Annotated in this window: 20 protein-coding genes and 1 pseudogene; 8 read left to right on the top strand and 13 right to left on the bottom strand. The window is 48.0% G+C overall.

All coding sequences use genetic code 11. The features are described 5' to 3' along the window. The 8 genes from AAY72_RS03830 to AAY72_RS03800 all read right to left on the bottom strand — a co-directional run. A partial coding sequence (locus tag AAY72_RS03830; RefSeq protein ID WP_304439235.1) for a zonular occludens toxin domain-containing protein occupies positions 1–200 on the bottom strand: 200 nt, incomplete at its 3' end. Next, positions 200–517, bottom strand: coding sequence for a DUF2523 family protein (locus AAY72_RS03825; RefSeq protein ID WP_057785655.1), 318 nt, complete (start codon positions 515–517; stop codon positions 200–202). The genes AAY72_RS03830 and AAY72_RS03825, both read right to left, overlap by 1 nt. Before the next feature lie 3 nt (positions 518–520). Next, complete coding sequence (locus AAY72_RS16660) at positions 521–2,233, bottom strand: hypothetical protein (RefSeq protein ID WP_156411274.1); 1,713 nt, start codon at positions 2,231–2,233, stop codon at positions 521–523. A 106-nt stretch (positions 2,234–2,339) separates the two neighbouring features. After that, positions 2,340–2,474: a hypothetical protein gene (locus AAY72_RS16990; RefSeq protein WP_255355763.1), complete on the bottom strand. Its 135-nt coding sequence runs from the start codon at positions 2,472–2,474 to the stop codon at positions 2,340–2,342. Position 2,475: 1 nt separating this feature from the next. Continuing rightward, on the bottom strand, positions 2,476–2,760 hold the full coding sequence (locus AAY72_RS03815; protein WP_057785653.1) for a hypothetical protein: 285 nt from the start codon (positions 2,758–2,760) through the stop codon (positions 2,476–2,478). 109 nt (positions 2,761–2,869) lie between these two features. Further along, on the bottom strand, positions 2,870–3,214 hold the full coding sequence (locus AAY72_RS03810; RefSeq protein WP_057785652.1) for a hypothetical protein: 345 nt from the start codon (positions 3,212–3,214) through the stop codon (positions 2,870–2,872). 13 nt (positions 3,215–3,227) lie between these two features. Beyond that, positions 3,228–4,469 (bottom strand): phage/plasmid replication protein, II/X family, encoded by a 1,242-nt coding sequence (locus AAY72_RS03805; protein ID WP_057785651.1) that lies wholly within the window; start codon positions 4,467–4,469, stop codon positions 3,228–3,230. Positions 4,470–4,635: 166 nt separating this feature from the next. Next, on the bottom strand, positions 4,636–5,148 hold the full coding sequence (locus tag AAY72_RS03800; protein WP_057785650.1) for a hypothetical protein: 513 nt from the start codon (positions 5,146–5,148) through the stop codon (positions 4,636–4,638). A 110-nt stretch (positions 5,149–5,258) separates the two neighbouring features. Between AAY72_RS03800 and AAY72_RS03795 the strand changes: the two genes are divergently transcribed. The 6 genes from AAY72_RS03795 (at position 5,259) to AAY72_RS03770 (ending at position 9,172) form a co-directional block, all read left to right on the top strand. Beyond that, positions 5,259–5,621: a DUF3693 domain-containing protein gene (locus AAY72_RS03795; protein WP_057785649.1), complete on the top strand. Its 363-nt coding sequence runs from the start codon at positions 5,259–5,261 to the stop codon at positions 5,619–5,621. Positions 5,622–5,912: 291 nt separating this feature from the next. After that, positions 5,913–6,188: a DUF1778 domain-containing protein gene (locus AAY72_RS03790; protein ID WP_057785648.1), complete on the top strand. Its 276-nt coding sequence runs from the start codon at positions 5,913–5,915 to the stop codon at positions 6,186–6,188. Continuing rightward, the gene (locus AAY72_RS03785) at positions 6,189–6,707 is read left to right on the top strand and encodes a GNAT family N-acetyltransferase (protein ID WP_057785647.1); all 519 of its coding nucleotides are present in this window, start codon (positions 6,189–6,191) and stop codon (positions 6,705–6,707) included. It begins immediately after the preceding gene. A 127-nt stretch (positions 6,708–6,834) separates the two neighbouring features. Next, positions 6,835–7,266 carry a LexA family transcriptional regulator gene (locus AAY72_RS03780; RefSeq protein ID WP_057785646.1) on the top strand — a complete coding sequence of 144 codons (432 nt, stop codon included), beginning with the start codon at positions 6,835–6,837 and terminating at the stop codon, positions 7,264–7,266. Then, a complete protein-coding gene (umuC, locus tag AAY72_RS03775) occupies positions 7,263–8,543 on the top strand; it encodes a translesion error-prone DNA polymerase V subunit UmuC (protein ID WP_057785645.1) in 1,281 nt (426 codons plus the stop codon). Before AAY72_RS03780 ends, umuC begins: the two co-directional genes overlap by 4 nt. Before the next feature lie 29 nt (positions 8,544–8,572). Continuing rightward, a complete protein-coding gene (locus tag AAY72_RS03770; RefSeq protein WP_057785644.1) occupies positions 8,573–9,172 on the top strand; it encodes a DUF938 domain-containing protein in 600 nt (199 codons plus the stop codon). 17 nt (positions 9,173–9,189) lie between these two features. Here the strand turns inward: AAY72_RS03770 and AAY72_RS03765 are convergent, their stop codons facing one another. Genes AAY72_RS03765 through AAY72_RS03755 form a run of 3 tightly spaced genes read right to left on the bottom strand, consistent with a single transcriptional unit; the run spans position 9,190 to position 12,575 of the window. After that, entirely contained in the window at positions 9,190–10,335 is a 1,146-nt protein-coding gene (locus AAY72_RS03765) for a GNAT family N-acetyltransferase (protein WP_057785643.1), read from the bottom strand. 21 nt (positions 10,336–10,356) lie between these two features. Continuing rightward, on the bottom strand, positions 10,357–11,442 hold the full coding sequence (locus AAY72_RS03760; protein ID WP_057785642.1) for an AI-2E family transporter: 1,086 nt from the start codon (positions 11,440–11,442) through the stop codon (positions 10,357–10,359). 59 nt (positions 11,443–11,501) lie between these two features. Continuing rightward, positions 11,502–12,575 carry a phospholipase A gene (locus AAY72_RS03755; protein ID WP_057785641.1) on the bottom strand — a complete coding sequence of 358 codons (1,074 nt, stop codon included), beginning with the start codon at positions 12,573–12,575 and terminating at the stop codon, positions 11,502–11,504. A gap of 173 nt (positions 12,576–12,748) precedes the next feature. Between AAY72_RS03755 and yghU the strand changes: the two genes are divergently transcribed. After that, positions 12,749–13,588 carry a glutathione-dependent disulfide-bond oxidoreductase gene (gene yghU, locus AAY72_RS03750; protein ID WP_057785640.1) on the top strand — a complete coding sequence of 280 codons (840 nt, stop codon included), beginning with the start codon at positions 12,749–12,751 and terminating at the stop codon, positions 13,586–13,588. 45 nt (positions 13,589–13,633) lie between these two features. Here yghU and AAY72_RS03745 read toward each other — a convergent pair whose 3' ends face one another. Next, positions 13,634–14,305 carry a tellurite resistance TerB family protein gene (locus AAY72_RS03745; RefSeq protein ID WP_057785639.1) on the bottom strand — a complete coding sequence of 224 codons (672 nt, stop codon included), beginning with the start codon at positions 14,303–14,305 and terminating at the stop codon, positions 13,634–13,636. 60 nt (positions 14,306–14,365) lie between these two features. Then, complete coding sequence (locus AAY72_RS03740) at positions 14,366–15,334, bottom strand: endonuclease (protein ID WP_231728887.1); 969 nt, start codon at positions 15,332–15,334, stop codon at positions 14,366–14,368. A 378-nt stretch (positions 15,335–15,712) separates the two neighbouring features. Between AAY72_RS03740 and AAY72_RS03735 the strand changes: the two are divergent. Continuing rightward, positions 15,713–17,377 (top strand): annotated as a pseudogene (locus AAY72_RS03735) (GGDEF domain-containing protein); the annotation flags it as partial.

Below are 17,377 nucleotides of genomic sequence, written 5' to 3'. Positions count from 1 at the left end.
CGCCATGCGTGAAAATATGCACCATCGACCAGAACGATAAGGTCACGAGCCGGTTCGCCGAGCACTGAAACAAACCAATCCACATTTAGCGGTATGTTGGTGATAATTTTTCGGCCCTGTTTTAATGCCGGTAAAATATGAGATACCACCGCTTCATACGTTTTGCCGGCACCCGGGCGACCTGATAAGCCGTTAATCATTAGCTGCCCAACCTTGTAAACGGTACAAGTTGCAGGAATAGGCGAATCGTAATAGCACTAACAATCATCGTTAACGCCTGACCAAGCCCGATTTGCTGCATGACCCAAGCAGTGCCAGGGGGAATCATTGTTAGGTATTGCGTAATATCTAATCCCTGAAACAATGCACCCATACCATCCAGAACAAAAGTAATAAGAATCATAATTTGTTCAAAGGCAAAGAAAAAAACGTCTTTTGCCATCGTAAAGATGGTGTTTGCCATCGTTTTTAGGATGCCTAACAACCAGTTTCCGAAGTTTATTAACCACTGTGGCATAAATTACCCTCCAAAGATTAACGCGCGGCAAAGCATAGCCGCAGAGAACAAAATACAAACTTTCAGGAATAACCAGACGGCAGCGGGAACTTCTATCGAGTGACAGCCGAAATTCGCGTAAGACGCGATATTTAGACAAAGCTGCATATCTGGCTGTGAGCCGGACGGCTGAAAGGAGAATTGATTTACAAAATCAAACATAGGTGTTTGCTGTAATGCTGCGCTACGTTCCTGCCAAATACCTACCAAGCCATCAGGATAAGTAGATTCATACCAGGAGCATTCACCGGCAGCACAATCACCGTTATCACCGGAACCAGAATCGGGCTCGCCATCATCACCGAAAGCGCCCTCTAGCGTGCCATCGATGTCGCCAAGTTGTTTGCCGATGCCGTCAAGCTGCATACCGATGCCATCGAGCTTAGAGTTAGTAAGGCCAAGTTGATCGGAAACCTGATCCATAGCAATGGTATTATTAGTAATTGACGTTACAACGTTATCTAAGCGGCTTTCTACGCCCTTGTTGATTTCCTTGAAGTCACCCTTAACCATGTCATTAATGGATTTGCCAGGTTCGGTTAGGGTGTCATCTGGTGGCGTTAGTTGGTCGCGGTCTTTTGGTGGTATTACCGGCGTATCGTCATAACAAACAAAATCACCGTTTACAGTGCCGCAGCCAGAGGCGCATTGTTCTACACCATTAACAATCTGACATTTTTCAGCTTTATCAGCCCAGCACCATTTCACGCCGTTTTTAAGGGTAAAACAGTCTTTTGGTGCATTATTTTCCGGCTCCAATGGGCCGCCATCAGTTGAACCGCATTTAACGCCAGTAAAAGTGCCAGAGGGTTTGCCTATTTCCGTGGGTAATGTTGACCATGTTTCGTACTCGACACCATCTTTAAAGCCACCATAAGAGCTAGTCCATTTTTGTGCTGATACCTGGCAACGACAGCGCAAAGGTTCATCACGGCCAGCAGCATAGTCGCGCTGCTCAACACATTGAGGCGGATTGTCTTTTGTATAGGTGCCAACAGGTACTTTTAAATCATTAAAAGATGACAAGCTATCACCTGCGAAGTTGGCGCAGTCGCATTCAGGTTCGGGTTCAGCAGGTACAGCAGGGTAGTAACAGAGATTTTGGCCGGATTCGGTGACGTAAGGGCCTTGTGTGAAGGCTGCACCTACTGAACCATCGGGGGGGCATTGGTAATTTTGCTGTGGTTCAGCATAAACGATTAAAGAAGTCGAAAGATTATCTGTTGTTGTTGCGACTATGGGGGGGATATTTTCACAAACAAGAACACCGTTTTGATAACCACAAGTGCGTTCATAATGTGTGAATGTATTAATCCTTGTGAAGTTAAATGTCTGAGCCTGAACAGGCTCAAAATTGACTAAATCTGGGTATTCATAAGTCAGACAAGTACGCCTGCTGGTTCCAGTTGTTGTGCGGTTAGGATAAGACGTATCAGCAGAACATTCGCTAGGGTCAGTTTGACGGCTTAAAAAATGGGATATTGAAGTATACATAACGCCAGGCGAAGTACCATGACGAACACTTGTTACAACGTAAACGTCTTTCAATGGCGCAGACATAGTACACATATCATTAAGCAGCGTGCCGCCCTGCGGGCAAGGATTATGCTCTTGAGCCTTTAAAGGCGAAAAAAAAGCCCCGGCAATGACCAGGGCGCAGAGTAGAAAATATTTCATGTTTTTATGTCCTAAACATAAACCAAGAAACGATAAAGCCACAGAGCGCCCCAATCACCGCAATAAGCGTATAGATTAGGGCGACAATTAAGCCGCCCATATCTTTTTACACCTTGCGTACAGCACGCTTACCAAGGTCGATACCTTTGTAAGCCATGTGAATGCCAATCACGATAACACCAGTGGCAGCAACGAAAGTAGCAACAGTGGTGAAGTCTACAGCAGCGAAAATATCAGCCATTTTAAAGCTTCCTTATCAAAGTGGTGCCCAAACGCACCTTAAACGCTAAATAGGAGAAAAAGACAACAGTGCCAAATCCCCAAGTGAAAGCGGATGTAATATCCGCAACGCTAATTTCTACCGCTGATAAGTAAGCGTTGTATTGGCCTGCTGTGATAAGCCAGTAACCCGTACAATCCGCCGCCGTTTCAGCGGTAAAAATAAAGGTGCCGTCCTGCTGTGGGTGGGCGCATTGGGCCGCCACAGAAGAACTCAGGAGTAACAGCAGAACGGCAAAAAATCTCATTGGAAAATATCCCATTTACGGTCAAAAAAGGCGCGCTTTAGGTAGATAGCCGCAATGCTGGCGTAGTAGCAGATGCCAGCAAAAACCAGTACAAAAAGCGCGGTAGCCATTAGCCAGCCGCCTTAACAGGCTGAACAGTGCCGAGTAACGCCGTCACGTCATTTGCTAAGAACAGCGTTTTTCCTTTGCCGCTTGACCAAGCCATTTCGAAAAATGGGAGTTCTATCGTTTGCCCCTGGTACTTATGAAGCTGAGCAGGGATGCCCTTTTCAATTAAGCCCTTGGAAATGCAAAGCTCGGCGATGTGCTGTTCTGGCCCGTAACGGCCATTGGTGAAAAACTTCACGCCGCAATACAGGGTTTCACGGCTCTGACCGTTTTGGTCAGGTTTACCGTGAACAATGTGGGTGCCCATATAGACGCCGCGAATCAAAAAGCCTGTTAATTTTTCCATTTCGGTTTCCTCGTTAAGACGCCAGTTTTAAGGCAGGGCGTGTTTTTGCCTGTAGTGAAAGCGGGGCGGGCTCTTGCCAGTTGGCTGGCAGTTGTTGCCCAAAATCCACGTTAATCAGCCGCACCAGCGGAATGACGTTGGTTTGTTCGCCGGTAAACTGCATCAACTGAGCACGGGAAAGGCCCGCTTCTAAAAGCGCATCTTCTTTGCGCTTCCAGGTGGCGCGGCTGCGCTCAGCAATGCGGCTTTTGGTGGAGCTGTAACCATCGCGCACGATAGCCAGATAAAAGTCATAGAGGGCTTCCGCCGTTGAATAACTGATATTGCCTTTTGGCGTTGTGCGTTGATGTGTAATGCGTAAGTTATTCAGTACCTGAGTGTGGTCTTGAGCGTTCACAGTAGCCCCCTCGAATGCTTTAAAGACTGGTTGAAAGGCCAGCCGCCATAGTTCAGTCATTTTTTCAGATGCGTATGCAGTAAAATTACCAAGGGCGGTTTGTATGCCCTTATCTTTTAACCAGCGGCCATAAAGGCGCGCTTCAAATCGGATGGCACCGTCAGCCATTGCTTTCACCTCTGGCGAGGTTAATTGCTTAATCTGCTCGGCGTAGTGGTCGTGTTTTTCCTTTGCCAGCTTGCGGGTCAGTTCCTCGATGCGCTTGGTTAACTCTGGCGCTTTTAAATAGGCTTTGCGTACAAGGTGCTGACTGCCTTTGTTCCAGTAAACGGTGCTTTCATGGTTGCATTCCGTGACTTTCATCTGGCCATAGCTGATATTTTTAAGCACGTTTAACGCCTGCTGCGCTAAGGTATCGTTGGCGAGTCTGGCCGTGTAGGTCACATCAATAAAATCAATGGTGGAGTGATACCAGTCCAGATAGTTGCAAAGCTCAGGGAATGCGAACTGGAAAGCCTCAACCACTGCAAAGGTGCAAAGCTCAGGATTGTCAGAGCCATAAACATTATGACCGGTCAGCAATTTGGCCGGATTGCCTTGGATTGCAACGTAGGGATAGCCCTTTAAATCATCACGGCAGACTTTATAGGCCAATGAAGCGAAGTAAGAGGGCAGGCTTTCGAACTTGTGGCGAAGCCGCTCGTGAATGGGTTTGCCGTTTTCGTAGCGTATAGCGCCCTCTAATGTCATGCCCAGCTCTTTCATCAGGCGCGACATATCAAAATCAGCAGAGCCACTTTGCAATTTTTGAATGTGGGTGTCCAGGAATGGAACGCTGATCTTGATCATGTCAATCATTGCGAGTTATCCCCAGATTCTGTGGATAAACCATCAAAGGGTTCATCAATGAACCATGCAAAGCCGCAATCTAAACATTCAACAAATGTTTCGGTTTGAGGGAAGTCCTCAGACGGTTCTGCCAAAAGGTTTTTTGAATCGCACTCAGGGCAGCATGAAAGGTATTTCATAACCGGCCCCCGCGATACTGAACGATAAAGTCCTGACGGGTAACAAAGGCAGTGCCAACAAACTCCTTGTTAAGCTGACACTGCCAACCACCTTTAAGCGAGTCGAGCGGATTAGCGCAATTCAACGAGGTTTTAAAACTGGTTTTTCCGCAGATTTTGCAGGGCTTGTTATGGTTCAGCTTGCAAACAGGTTGCTCCGCTGGCTGTTCTGGCAACAGGTCGCCAGACTCAGAAAAACCATACTTAGCCAGCAGAGCAGGTAACTTCTTCATGCCCTTAAAGGCTGAAACACGGAAAGAAATACCGTTATCGCGTAAAAACTGATACGCCTTTCTGGGCGTAAAGTGAAACGGGAATGGTTCTAAATCGAACGAAATGCCACTAGCTGGGTCGTAGGCAAAGGCTTTGAAGTAATCACGGGCATGGTCATCGGTGCTAATCAGTAAAACCACTTGCCAATCAGCAGTACCTGACGCGAGAACTTGCTTTAAGTAGTTGATGTCTTTCATGGCTGGCGACCTCGTTAGTGCTATAATTAAAAGATACTTACATCTGTCAATCTGACAGAATTAAGTATGATCCCTTGTTTAATTGCTGTCAAGTTGACAGAGGAAAATATATGAATTTCAGCTCAGAGTTAGTCGACTTACTCAAAAACAAAAAAGGATTAACAAGCGACAACAAGGCAGCGGATGCAATACCAGGGATGAACAGCGGGAACTTAAGCAAAATAAGAAAAGGTTTAGAGAATAGATTTTTAAATGATGAACAAGCGCTATACATAGCAAACGAATGCGGACTAAACCCAGAATGGGTTTTAGTTAATCTGGCCGCAGAAAGGACAAAATCAGAAGATGCAAAAAGCGCCTGGGCAAATATCGCAAAGAAGTTAAGCCGGACAGTAACAGCCGCAGCACTGGCCGTCAGCTTGGTATTTTGCGGTGTTCAACACAAAGACAGCACTAAGGCTGTTTTTGCATAACTTATCTAGCCCATAATGTATATTATGTTAAATAGACAATTATTATGTGGGCTAGCTACTTTTACATTATCCCCACTTAAAGGCATTATTTCCGCTGGAGTCTTTTGTATTCATGCGCTCACGTACCCCTATGATGACTAAGTGATTGTATAGGAATTGGTTCCAAGGTCAACTTCGGGATTTATAGGTTGCACCACCGCCACTAACACTCAGCATGTTGACTCTTCACTTGCGGCAATATGCCGTACAAGACTATACTGCTAAGGTCTTTTTTGTACAGGAGCAAAGGCCATGGCGTCAGCACTTCGAGAGCGGATAGAAATGCGGGTGGATGCAGAAACCAAGCAGTTGGCAGAACGCGCTGCAGCTGCTTTAGGCTGCGCGTCCCTTACCGAGTTTATGGTTCGCCTTATTCGGGAAAATGCCCCACAAATCTTGCAAGCACAAGCAGCCATCGAATTGACCTCAGCCCAGTTTGATCAATTTATGCAGATCTGTGAAGCTCCTCCTGTTCCATGTAGTCGTTTAAAAGCTGCAGCGACCCGACTCGATCACGAGGGGTTTTAATTGGCGCTAGCTGCAGAATTTGTGCTGGCAGATGCAGCCCTGCATGATTTAAAAGGCTTTGATTGTGGCAAAGTAAGTTTAAATGACTATCTTGGCCGCTTTGCTGTGCGTAACAGTAGCTTGGGTTTGAGCAGAACCTGGGTACTCACCGAACAGATCAAACACGGCAAACAGCCGATCGCAGCCTATTTTACCCTGGCCAGTAGTACGGTGGTACGGAACGAATTGCCTAAACAAAACAAATCAATACCGGCCTATCCGGTACCAGTTGTATTGTTGGCCAGACTGGCCGTGTCAGTTAATTTTCAGGGGCAGCAACTCGGGGCTAAAACACTGGTGCAGGCACTAAGGACAGCCTTTGAACTGACCGAGCGGGGCTTACCCGCTCTGGGCGTAGTTTTGGATGTATTGGATGATGCAGCCCTCCGTTTTTATCAGCACATGGGCATGTTTATGCCGCTGACCGATCAACCAAAACGGTTGTTTGTGCCTATGGGAACCATTCGACAACTGGCTTAGTGCAGAAGCAGCCTGAGGTCTGACGCTAGTTTCGTTCAGGCTACTATTTTCACAACACCGTCTGCTATTCTATCGCTATTCACGATGCTATACTGTATTTATATACATATATCGTGTGAGGTGCTCTATGCCTGTGTTATTCCTCGGCCAAAATCACAGCAAGCCACATCTGCCACTGGCGTTTTATAGTCATAAGGTCGCGGCGGGTTTTCCTTCGCCAGCGCAGGATTATATTGAACGTAGCCTGGATTTAAACGAGCTTTGTATCAAGCATCCTGCCGCCACCTTTTTTGTGCAGGTTAGCGGCGACTCCATGAAAAACGCTGGTATCTATGATGGCGATATACTGGTGGTGGATCGTGCGCTGGAAGCGCGGCATGGCAATATTATTGTGGCAGCGTTAAATGGCGAGTTTACGGTAAAAGAGTATTGCACCAAGCCATCTTACAAGTTGATACCGCATAACCCGGACTATCCGGTTATTGAGATCAAACCGGATGACGATTTTAAGGTCTTTGGTGTGGTGCGTAGCCTGCTGAGGAATTTTGCTGCGGTATGACCGAGAAAACCTTTGCTCTGGTCGATTGTAATAACTTTTACGCCAGCTGCGAAAAGCTGTTTCGGCCTGATATTCAGCATGCTGCCGTGGTGGTGCTTTCCAACAACGACGGCTGCGTGGTTGCGCGTTCAAAAGAAGCCAAGGCGCTCGGTATTAAAATGGGCGTACCGGCTTTTCAGATCCGTGATTTGCTGGATAGTGGCCAGGTATTGGCGTTCTCCTCGAATTATGCGTTATATGCCGATATGTCAGCCCGGGTGATGACCACACTGGAACAACTCGCGCCAGCGGTGGAAATTTATTCGATTGATGAAGCTTTTTTAGATCTAACCGGGGTTAACTACTGCACCGATTTAACCGTCTTTGGCCAGCAAGTACGCACCCGAATTTTACAGTGGCTGGGGATTAGCGTTTGTGTTGGTATTGCGCCCACCAAAACGCTGGCTAAATTAGCCAATTATGCGGCGAAGAAATGGCAAAAAACTGCAGGAGTGGTTGATCTGACAGCCAAAGCGCGTCAGCGCAAATTAATGAGTCTGCTACCTGTTGCTGAAGTTTGGGGTATTGGCGCTAAACTTACAGCAAAGCTCAATAAATTAGGCATTCATACTGCGCTGGATTTGGCCGATGCCAGTCCGACATTTATGCGACAGCAATTCTCGGTGGTGGTATCCCGTATCGTGCAGGAGCTTAACGGTGAATCCTGTTTGGAATTGGAGCAACTGGCGTCAGCCAAAAAAGAAATTGTCAGCTCGCGTTCTTTTGGCGAGCGCATTATCTGCAAGCAGCAGATGCAAGAAGCCATTAGCGAATATGTCAGCCGGGCTTGCCAGAAGCTGCGTAAAGAGCGCCAGCAGGCAAAACAGTTGTCAGTATTTTTACGCACCAGCCCTTTTAGTGATCACATCAAAGACCCCTACTACGCCAACAGCATTAGCACTTCGCTTAGTCAGCCCAGTGCCGACACCCGTGACTTTATGAGCCTGGCCAGTAAACTGCTGGATAAGATCTGGCGGGATGGCTACCGCTACGCCAAGGCAGGAGTAATGCTATCTGATTTTTATGACGACGGCGTTTATCAGGGCAGCCTGTTTGAGCCGACGCCACCCAGCTATTATAACACGACGCTGATGAGCACTATTGATAAGCTTAATAGCTCTGGTAAAGGTAAAATCTGGTTTGCCAGTCAAGGCATTAAGCAAGACTGGTCGATGAAACGCGGTATGCTGTCACCACGTTATACTACGCATTGGCAAGAGCTACCCAAAGTAAAATAAAGGGCAAACTTAAGATAAGTGTGATAACGATGAACGATAGCAATCTACCCTACTCGCAAGCCTGTGAAAATAACAAGTCCCCTATTCTGTCGGTATTAAATCAGGCGTTTGCCAATTGCCAGCAGGTACTGGAAATTGGCAGTGGTACTGGCCAGCATGCGGTGTACTTCGCCAGTCAGCTGGCTCACCTTAGCTGGCAAAGCAGCGATCAGCACTGTAATTTACCGGCGCTGGCTGAACGGATCCGCCGTGCGGCGCTAGCCAATTTGCCGTTACCCCTGGCACTGGATATCAGCGATGACAGCGCGCCCGCACAGCGATTTGATGGTATTTTTACCGCCAATACCCTGCATATTATCAGTTGGCCTCTGGTTAAGCGCCTGTTTAGTCGCTTAGATGAATTTGCCGCACAAGAGGCAACCCTCTGTATCTACGGGCCTTTTAACTATAAGGGCCAATTTACCAGCGCCAGTAACCAGGCTTTTGATGCCAGCTTAAAGAGCCGGGATCCGGCAATGGGCATTCGTAATAGCGAAGATATTCTGCAGTTGGCGGCGGCAAAGGGTTTTTTACTACAGCAGGATATCGCGATGCCGGCGAATAACCGGCTACTCTGGTTTAAACGCTAACCGCTGCAACACGGATTTTATTCAAGCAGAGTTTTATAGGGTAATGCCACCTCTGCAGCTTGCAGATAGTGCTGCAAATGCTGCTGCTCCTGTTTGAAATAGCCCTGGATCGCAGCGGATAACGGCGTATCAGCAAAGCAGTAGGCACCATAGCGTAATACCGGCGCAAAACCGCGTTTTAGCTTGTGTTCACCCTGCGCGCCGGCATCAAAAAACACTAACCCCTGCTCAATGCAATATTCGATACCCTGATAATAACAAAGCTCAAAATGCAGATAGTCATTAGGTTCCAGCGCCCCCCAGTAACGGCCATAGAGCGTATTGCCACCCTGAAAGCATAAAGCAGCTGCCAGCATCTGCTGTGGTTTGGCGGGATCAAAGGCGGCAAAAACCACTATACAATCCGCTAATTGTGACGCCATTTGCATAAAGCTCTGCGCAGTAATATAACCACTATGCCCGGAGCGTTTAATATAGGTTGCCTGATAACACTGCAGCACTTGTTGCCAATGCGCTGCTGTTAGCTCTGAGCCTTGCAATCTAACCAGCTGCAAATCAGCACAGGCTGCCCGTTCTTTTAGAATTTGCTTACGTTTTCGTGAGTTCAGACGCTGTAAATAGCCAGTAAAGTCTTGATAGTTCCGATTGTGCCATAGGAACTGCACATCAAGACGGAGCCAAAATCCCTGTTCGGTTAATGCCTGAGTTAAATCAGCTTCCGGATAAAGCCACTGCAGACTATGAAGTTTACCCGTTTCCAGTTCTGCCGTTAAAAAACCGGTGATAGCACTAAGCAGCGATGCCCGATCCATGCCTGGTAAAAACCCCAGCCGCGGCCCGGTTACCGGCGTAAAAGGAATGGCAGCAATCCATTTTGGGTAATACGGCAACTGCATTTGCTGATAGGCTTCGGCAATTTGCCAATCAAACAGATACTCACCATAGGAATGCAGTTTAAGATAACCCGGTACTGCCGCAATTAGCTGCTCATCCTGCCAGACCGTCAGATGCTGACTTTGCCAACCGCTACGACCATCAATACTACCGCCCTGCTCTAACGTCAGCAAAAACGCATGGCGGCAAAATGGATAACCGCCGGGAAACAAGGCATCCCAGGCGGCTTGCGGTATCTGCTGTAACGAGGTTAACCAGCGCAGCTGCATAATGGCTCCGCAGTGACCAGATCAGCTTTTATCTTGCGTCTCAAGAAAATCTTTAAATTCAATGGTATAAATACGCAACAACACGATAGTCAGCGCAAAAATGATCGGGCCATAAATCACGCCGATCAGGCCAAATAACTGAATACCACCGATTAACGACAAGAAAATCAACAAAGTACTCATGTTAGAGCTGCCCTGCATCAGAATCGGCCGCAGGATGTTATCGATAGACCCCACCACGACCACGCCCCAGACTGCCAGAAATAAGCCCCAGACCCAATCGCCGGTAAGCAGTAGGTAGAGGCTGGCCGGTAACCAGATAAGCGCGGTACCCACCGCGGGGATAAAAGACGCGAATGCCATCATTGTGCCCCAGAACAAGGCCGGAAAACCAACGATGGCCATGGCAATACCACCGGCGATGCCTTGTGCTATCGCAGTCAGAAAGGATCCCATAACTGCCGAACGGGCCACTTTTTTGGCTTCATTGAGCAAGGCTTCTTTTTGCGAGCGGGATAACGGTAGCACCCAGTGCAGGGTATCGACAATTTTATTGTGATCACGTAATAGGAAAAAAAGTACAAATAACATTAGGATAAAACTGAAAACCAGGCTGGTAATATTGCCAACTAACCGGGTACTTATCGTGAACAGCTGACCTCCAAAACCAGCAGCAAACTCGCTGATCTTGATGATAATTTCTCTTAAATCCAGGGCGTCTTCCGGCAACCATTCCGGCATATTTTGTAATAACTGCTGTAAATACGGGTGTTGTAATAACTGCTCCGCCCCGCCCTCTCCCAGCCAGGCATAGCTTTGTCGGGTAAAGGTCACACCTTGTTGTACGATCGCCACAAACACCAACATGGCCGGCACCAGTATCACCACCACCACTAACAGTAAGGAAATCGTAGCTGCCAGATTGGTTTTTCCGGGCAATTTATTTTCAATCCACTGATGCGCCGGAAAACATAACAGCGACAATACAAATGCCAGCACAATGGCCCCTACGTAAGGCGCAATCAACAAGTAGCTGCCATACACCGCTAACAGCAAGGCTGCTATTAACACATAGTGGCGGGGTTCAATCTGAAATTTAGCCGGCATGCGTGATCCTTTCACAAAACATCATCTGAGGAATAGTAAGGTCTAAGTTAACCCAGGTATCAGAAATTAAACAACATTACGCCTAAGCCTATACTATTTTGCCGATGATTGTAATCCAGTAGCGTTTCAGCATAGCCGGAAAAAAGCTGTAGATGTAAACGCAAACCATCAGGTTGCTGTTTATTAATCGGATAAGTTAGGTCCAACTGCCAGGAGCCGCGTGAGAAATCACGCCAACTCATTTTACGGGTTAAAGACGCGGTGGAACGGCCAGGTAACCAATTGAGTTGCAGTTCTGTGGTGCCGAGATAAGACGTTAAGTCCGGGTTATCATCTTCCGACGGTGATTCGGTAATACGTTTGTTTAACTTGATCTGAAAGCCTACCTGCTCGCGCTCAAAAGCGGCTGCAGCATATACCCGGTTCCAGCTGCGGGATAACGGCTCGCTCTGACCATTCGATTGATGCACAAAACCCAGTTGCAGCATCTGCATACTCCAGCCAAAAGGTAGCTTATGCAGATAATCCAGTGTTGGGATCACATAGACCACCTCAGGTTGATAGTCGGTGCTGCGAAACGGTGCAGAGTCTTCCGAGTTCCAGAGTTGCCACATTGAAGTTTGGGTATAAGCGAACCAAAGATCGGCATTAGGAAGCAGAAAGTCCTCCAACACCTTGGCTCTGAGCGATACCTGTAATTTTGCTTCGATATCCTTGTAATTGTCCTGAAACTCAGCACCAGAGCGGGTTGGGCTTTGTGGTTGCCGGTTTATCGAACTGCTGTAATGCACCGGCAAAATAAAGTTGGGCTGATAGGTTCTGACCCGGAAGGTCCCTCTTTTATCACTGTCATCCAGCTCCCACAAACTTTGCAGGATAGTAGCAACCGGGATTAAAGCCGCTTCCGCGCCAGTATTTTGCTGGGGGTCTTGCGACTCGCCGGTATTCATTGTCGCTATTGCAGGTTCCTGTCGTTCCGCTTGCAAACGACGTTTTTGCGCGGCTTTAACTTTTTCATCATAACACGCCAGACGTTCAGTATCGGCCAGTGCCAGACAGCTTTCAAGCTCGGTTTCTGCACCAAACACAGTGGCACTCATTACCGAAAGCATGAGTGGGAGAATTTTATGCATACAGGGGTTCCCTCCAAAATACTGGTTTAGTCTACGTGATATAAATGACAAGCAGCTGAACTAAACTGAAAAAAATCACGTTATCCCCCTTGTCAGCATCAAAAGCAAACCCGATGTAACTAACAACATCAATCTGGCAGCGTCGCTGCCAGCAGGCCTCACAGGAGACTACTATGACACAGCGTTACACGCCACCTGAAGTCTGGCAATGGCAAACTGAAAACGGTGGCACCTTTGCCAGTATTAATCGCCCAACTTCTGGGGCGACGTTTGAAAAGAATTTGCCGGTAGGTGAACATTCGTTACAGCTGTATTCACTGGCGACACCAAATGGCGTAAAAGTCACTGTTATGCTCGAAGAGTTACTGGCTGCAGGCCATGCCGCAGACTACGATGCCTGGTTAATCAGTATTAAAGACGGTGAGCAATTCAGCAGTGGTTTTGTGGCACTTAACCCCAACTCCAAAATTCCGGCCTTATTTGATCACAGCACTGGGATCCGTTTGTTTGAGTCAGGCTCTATCCTGCTCTATCTGGCAGAAAAGTATCAGGCTTTTTTACCGAAAGCGCTGGCGGCTCGTACTGAAGTTATGAACTGGTTATTCTGGCAAATGGGCAGCGCGCCCTTTGTCGGCGGCGGCTTTGGGCATTTTTACGCTTATGCACCGGAGAAATACGAATATCCAATTAACCGCTATGCCATGGAAACTAAGCGCCAGCTGGATCTGTTAGATAAGCAATTGGCTAAGCATCGTTATGTAGCTGGCGATGAGTACAGCATCGCCGATATGGCGATTTGGCCCTGGTACGGTGGCCTGGTACTGGGGCGGTTATATAATGCTGCAACCTTTTTAGATGTGCAAAGCTATCAACATGTATTGCGTTGGGCGAAAGAAATTGACCAACGTCCGGCAGTAAAACGCGGCTATATCGTTAACCGCAATTTTGGTGACGGACCTTGCTTGCCTGAGCGCCACAGTAAAGCGGACTTTGCGCCCTTTGGTCTGGACTAATCCGCTTTGACTTGCCACCGGCTAGCTTGCCCGGTGGCTCATTGTTTAGCTAAGTTGCTGCTCGGCGGCTCGCACCTGTGAGCGCAGTTCTTGCTGTAACCCATCGGGCAATTGCAGTTGCTTCGCCAACTCGGTGAGATAACTGCGTTCCATAAAGCTTTCTTCGTCAATCACCAGCACACTGGCTAAATAGATTTCGGTGGCTAACTCTGGTGTACTTGCCAACGCAGCCACAGCTGTCGGATCGAGCGGCTTTTTCAGCTCGGTATCAACAAAACGGCGCAACGCCGGATCAGCGGTTAAGCGGTTCACTTCCTGCTCAATCAGTTCGCGCTCCCGCTCATCGATATGGCCATCGGCTTTGGCGGCAGCAATAATGGCCACCAGGATGGCTTTACAATGTTGCTCTGCCGCCGGTTCGGGCAGGCGATCAACGGTTTGCGGTGCTACTGACGTATTTTGTTGCTGCTGTTGCCAGTTACCATAGGCTTTATAGGCAAGTACGCCAAGTGCGGCTAAACCACCGTATGTCAGCACTTTCCCGCCCATTTTGCGGCCTTTCTTACTGCCCAGCAAATAGCCAAGGGCCCCGCCCGCCAGTGCTGCGCCACCTTTACCTTTTAACAGCTGTTCAATGCCGCCACTACCGGTACTACTTTGTTTTAAATCACCGCCGCCACTGGCCAGTAATTTGCTGAGGAACTCTTTATTTAACATAGCTTAGTCCTTTTACTGATTTAGCCGTTAGAGCCGGACAGCTGTAATTAATTCCGTTAGTTATGGACAATTTGCCGCCAGCCGGTAGCCTTCTCGTTCTGCCGCAGCGACAGAATTGAATACTACCCGGTTCGCCGGCGCCATACTCATATAATTCGGACAATCGGGGCGATGATAAATTTTTGAATTTCGGTTACCGTGTAGCGGCTTGTCCGGCATATTACCGCTACTTGCTATCGCCGGTGCGCTTTGTAAGCTTTGCCAACCGGCGGCAGTTAATCCGATGCCACTGGTTTTAAAACCCAATTGCCACTGCTTTTCACCGCTAACAAAAGGGTTACTGCGACCGGTAAGCGCTGCAGTTCGCTCATGCCTTAACGATTCAATAGCTGACACCGGATCCTGTTGATGCCATGCCAGGTAAAGTTGTTGATCCTGGCGGCTTAAACGCAGGTTATAACGATCGGCCATATAAAAGGCAATTCTGGCGATATCACCGCGAATACTCGCAGTCGGTTGCACCTTACGATTACGGGTATCGATCCGGATATCGCACTTACCAAATTGACCTTTAAAACTGTCATCGACCATGCCAAAAGGCAGGTCAGAACGCAAACCATTAACCTGACCCACTGCATAAGTCAGGTTAAACAAGTCCGCTTCAATAAGATTAAAAAGTGGATCCTGTTGCTGACAGTTTTTACGCCCGCCGTTTTGCCAACATTGCAACTGTTTGCCCACCCAGGAAATGGGAATAACATGTTCGACTTCTGAACGCGCAGCTCGAGCTAGCGTGGCCTCACTGGGTAAACCTTTTGGCGAGTAGATTTGATAACCACAACTTTGATGATCAACTCGCCCACCGCTGCGCCCTACCCAACTGATTTGGCAATCACAATAAAAAGTGCGCTCAGAGCCCTGATAGATTTGCTTTAACGAAACCTTGGCCTGCTCAAAATTCTTAGGCTCAGCAGCCAGGCCAACCGAGCACAGCAGCGCCAGCAAACAACCTACGACTATTCTAATCACAACAACTACCGCGCTGGCCGTTGGCGCTTCGATGACGTCAAACCCCAGCCGGCCTGCTGAGGTTTATATCCTGTTGCGAAACATGGTCATTCGCATCGTTTTATCATAACAAGAGCAGCTACCAGTGCAAACCCTAACCTTAGATTGAGCTCTGAGTCCCTAGTCCAGATTGTATTGATCAATTAAAAAAGGTATAACTAAATTACGTCCTGCCTAACTATTCCGCTAATGCTAAAGTTCTGTCTTCTGCTGATTCTCATCTGCTGCTGTAGTGGTGGAGCTTTAGGCACCACCGATTATGTTTTTACCACGCCAACCGATAAACTAACCGCAAGACAATCATCGGTTTACCATATTGGACAGGATCAATCGGGGTTTATGTGGTTAGCCACCGATAGCGACGGTTTGTTACGTTTTGACGGTGCAGAGAGCATCAACTGGTTAGCGGCCGGTAAAGATACACAACACCGGCAAAATGTGAATAAATTTGTGTTGGATGACAACGGCGCCATGTGGTTTGCCAGTTGGGGTCAGGGCTTAACCTATATTTCAGCCCAACAACAACTGCAACTCCGTTTTCGAGCTGATGCCGCCAATCCTGCTGCATTAGCGTCCGACCGGGTGCAAACCTTATTTATGGACAGTAAACGCCGGCTTTGGATTGGTTCCGTTGCTGGCGTAAACTATATTGATAGCAGCAATCTAAATCAAATTAGCCGCTTTGCTGCTGATGAACCCACTCACCCACTTTATCAGAACCGGATTTGGTGGATAACCGAATCGAGTGAGGGTATCTGGTTTGCCACTTCAGATGGCATAGTATTATTGCCTGCCGATCAAAGCGCAGCAAAACGCTACTATTTACCCTTATCCTCATCATTGCAACTTGAGCGCGCGCGGGAAGTACGGGCATTACAACAATTTTCCTCCGGCCTGTGGGCCAGTTCCGCAAATGGCATTTATCGTTACCAAAACACCTGTGATTGCTTTGAGCAAGTTCCGATGCCGACGGCAATGGCAACACCCAGATTTAATGTGGTTCATCCGCAAGGTGATACTTTACTCTGGGTTGGTGCGGCCGAAGGATTATTTTTGTTAGACACCCAAACCCTGACTTGGGTAGCAAAGGATAATAATTATAATTTTTTACCCGATATCGACGTTAGAACCTTGTTTGTCAATGCTGACGATCAATTATGGATTGGCAGCCGGGATCAGGGCTTGTTTATCGGCACACCACAGCACAGAGTGTTTAGCCCGTTAGCGACTAGCTTGCCGGCAACCAAAAGTCAGGCCGCTTCCCGGTTAACCAGCGCGCTGTTTCACGATCATGCTAATAAACTTTGGCTGGCCGCTCAGGATACCTTGCTTTATCAGGATAGTCAGGGGAATTGGCAACAGTTTCCGTTTCGTGCCAAAGCCAATATCCGAAAAATCTATCAGATAGCCGAGTATCCGGCCGGAACCCTCTGGTTAGCGACTGATACCGGTTTATATCAGTTTAAAAATGGGCAGTTGCAATTTGATCCGACCCCATTTCAATTAACCGGCCTGGCGCCCAGCGGGGTTACCGCGCTACATGTCGATACGCAAGGCGTGCTGTATTTGGGGGTTTGGCAGCGAGGGTTAATTAGCTGGCAGGTAGGCGCCGATAGTGCCAGCCTGAATTTAACCCAACTGGCAGAAAACAGTGGCGACCAAATCTATGACCTCGCCTTAAGCCCGGATGGTGTTTTATTTGCAGCGACCCGTTACTCCGGGTTGTATAAACTCACCTCAACTCGAGGCTGGCAGCGCGTAGAAACCGGAACCCGGGAATTAGTAGAGGGTTTCAATTGTGTGGTTCCCGAGAGTGCAAGCCGGCTTTGGCTTTGCTCCGAATATGGTTTGTGGTTTGTCGATCTGGAAAGCGGGCAACAACAACATTATCTAACCGAACACGGGTTACCCAGCGTCTATATCACAGCGGCTTTGTTTGACAAACAAGGGCATCTTTGGAGTCTAACCAACCATGGACCGGCTCGCCTGAGGTATCCCCAGAAA

The sequence above is a fragment of the Alishewanella sp. WH16-1 genome, from assembly GCF_001441695.1.
Classification (GTDB): Bacteria; Pseudomonadota; Gammaproteobacteria; order Enterobacterales; family Alteromonadaceae; genus Alishewanella; species Alishewanella agri.
This window is presented reverse-complemented; position numbering and strand designations above follow the sequence as displayed.

Bases quoted from the DNA above. Each gene is read 5' to 3' on its own strand.
- umuC (WP_057785645.1), top strand. From the start codon at position 7,263: ATGACCGAGAAAACCTTTGCTCTGGTCGATTGTAATAACTTTTACGCC.
- yghU (WP_057785640.1), top strand. From the start codon at position 12,749: ATGACACAGCGTTACACGCCACCTGAAGTCTGGCAATGGCAAACTGAA.
- AAY72_RS16990 (WP_255355763.1), bottom strand. From the start codon at position 2,474: ATGGCTGATATTTTCGCTGCTGTAGACTTCACCACTGTTGCTACTTTC.
- AAY72_RS03815 (WP_057785653.1), bottom strand. From the start codon at position 2,760: ATGAGATTTTTTGCCGTTCTGCTGTTACTCCTGAGTTCTTCTGTGGCG.
- AAY72_RS03770 (WP_057785644.1), top strand. From the start codon at position 8,573: ATGAACGATAGCAATCTACCCTACTCGCAAGCCTGTGAAAATAACAAG.
- AAY72_RS03780 (WP_057785646.1), top strand. From the start codon at position 6,835: ATGCCTGTGTTATTCCTCGGCCAAAATCACAGCAAGCCACATCTGCCA.
- AAY72_RS03800 (WP_057785650.1), bottom strand. From the start codon at position 5,148: ATGAAAGACATCAACTACTTAAAGCAAGTTCTCGCGTCAGGTACTGCT.
- AAY72_RS03755 (WP_057785641.1), bottom strand. From the start codon at position 12,575: ATGCATAAAATTCTCCCACTCATGCTTTCGGTAATGAGTGCCACTGTG.
- AAY72_RS03805 (WP_057785651.1), bottom strand. From the start codon at position 4,469: ATGATTGACATGATCAAGATCAGCGTTCCATTCCTGGACACCCACATT.
- AAY72_RS03760 (WP_057785642.1), bottom strand. From the start codon at position 11,442: ATGCCGGCTAAATTTCAGATTGAACCCCGCCACTATGTGTTAATAGCA.
- AAY72_RS03790 (WP_057785648.1), top strand. From the start codon at position 5,913: ATGGCGTCAGCACTTCGAGAGCGGATAGAAATGCGGGTGGATGCAGAA.
- AAY72_RS03765 (WP_057785643.1), bottom strand. From the start codon at position 10,335: ATGCAGCTGCGCTGGTTAACCTCGTTACAGCAGATACCGCAAGCCGCC.
- AAY72_RS03745 (WP_057785639.1), bottom strand. From the start codon at position 14,305: ATGTTAAATAAAGAGTTCCTCAGCAAATTACTGGCCAGTGGCGGCGGT.
- AAY72_RS03810 (WP_057785652.1), bottom strand. From the start codon at position 3,214: ATGGAAAAATTAACAGGCTTTTTGATTCGCGGCGTCTATATGGGCACC.
- AAY72_RS16660 (WP_156411274.1), bottom strand. From the start codon at position 2,233: ATGAAATATTTTCTACTCTGCGCCCTGGTCATTGCCGGGGCTTTTTTT.
- AAY72_RS03825 (WP_057785655.1), bottom strand. From the start codon at position 517: ATGCCACAGTGGTTAATAAACTTCGGAAACTGGTTGTTAGGCATCCTA.
- AAY72_RS03795 (WP_057785649.1), top strand. From the start codon at position 5,259: ATGAATTTCAGCTCAGAGTTAGTCGACTTACTCAAAAACAAAAAAGGA.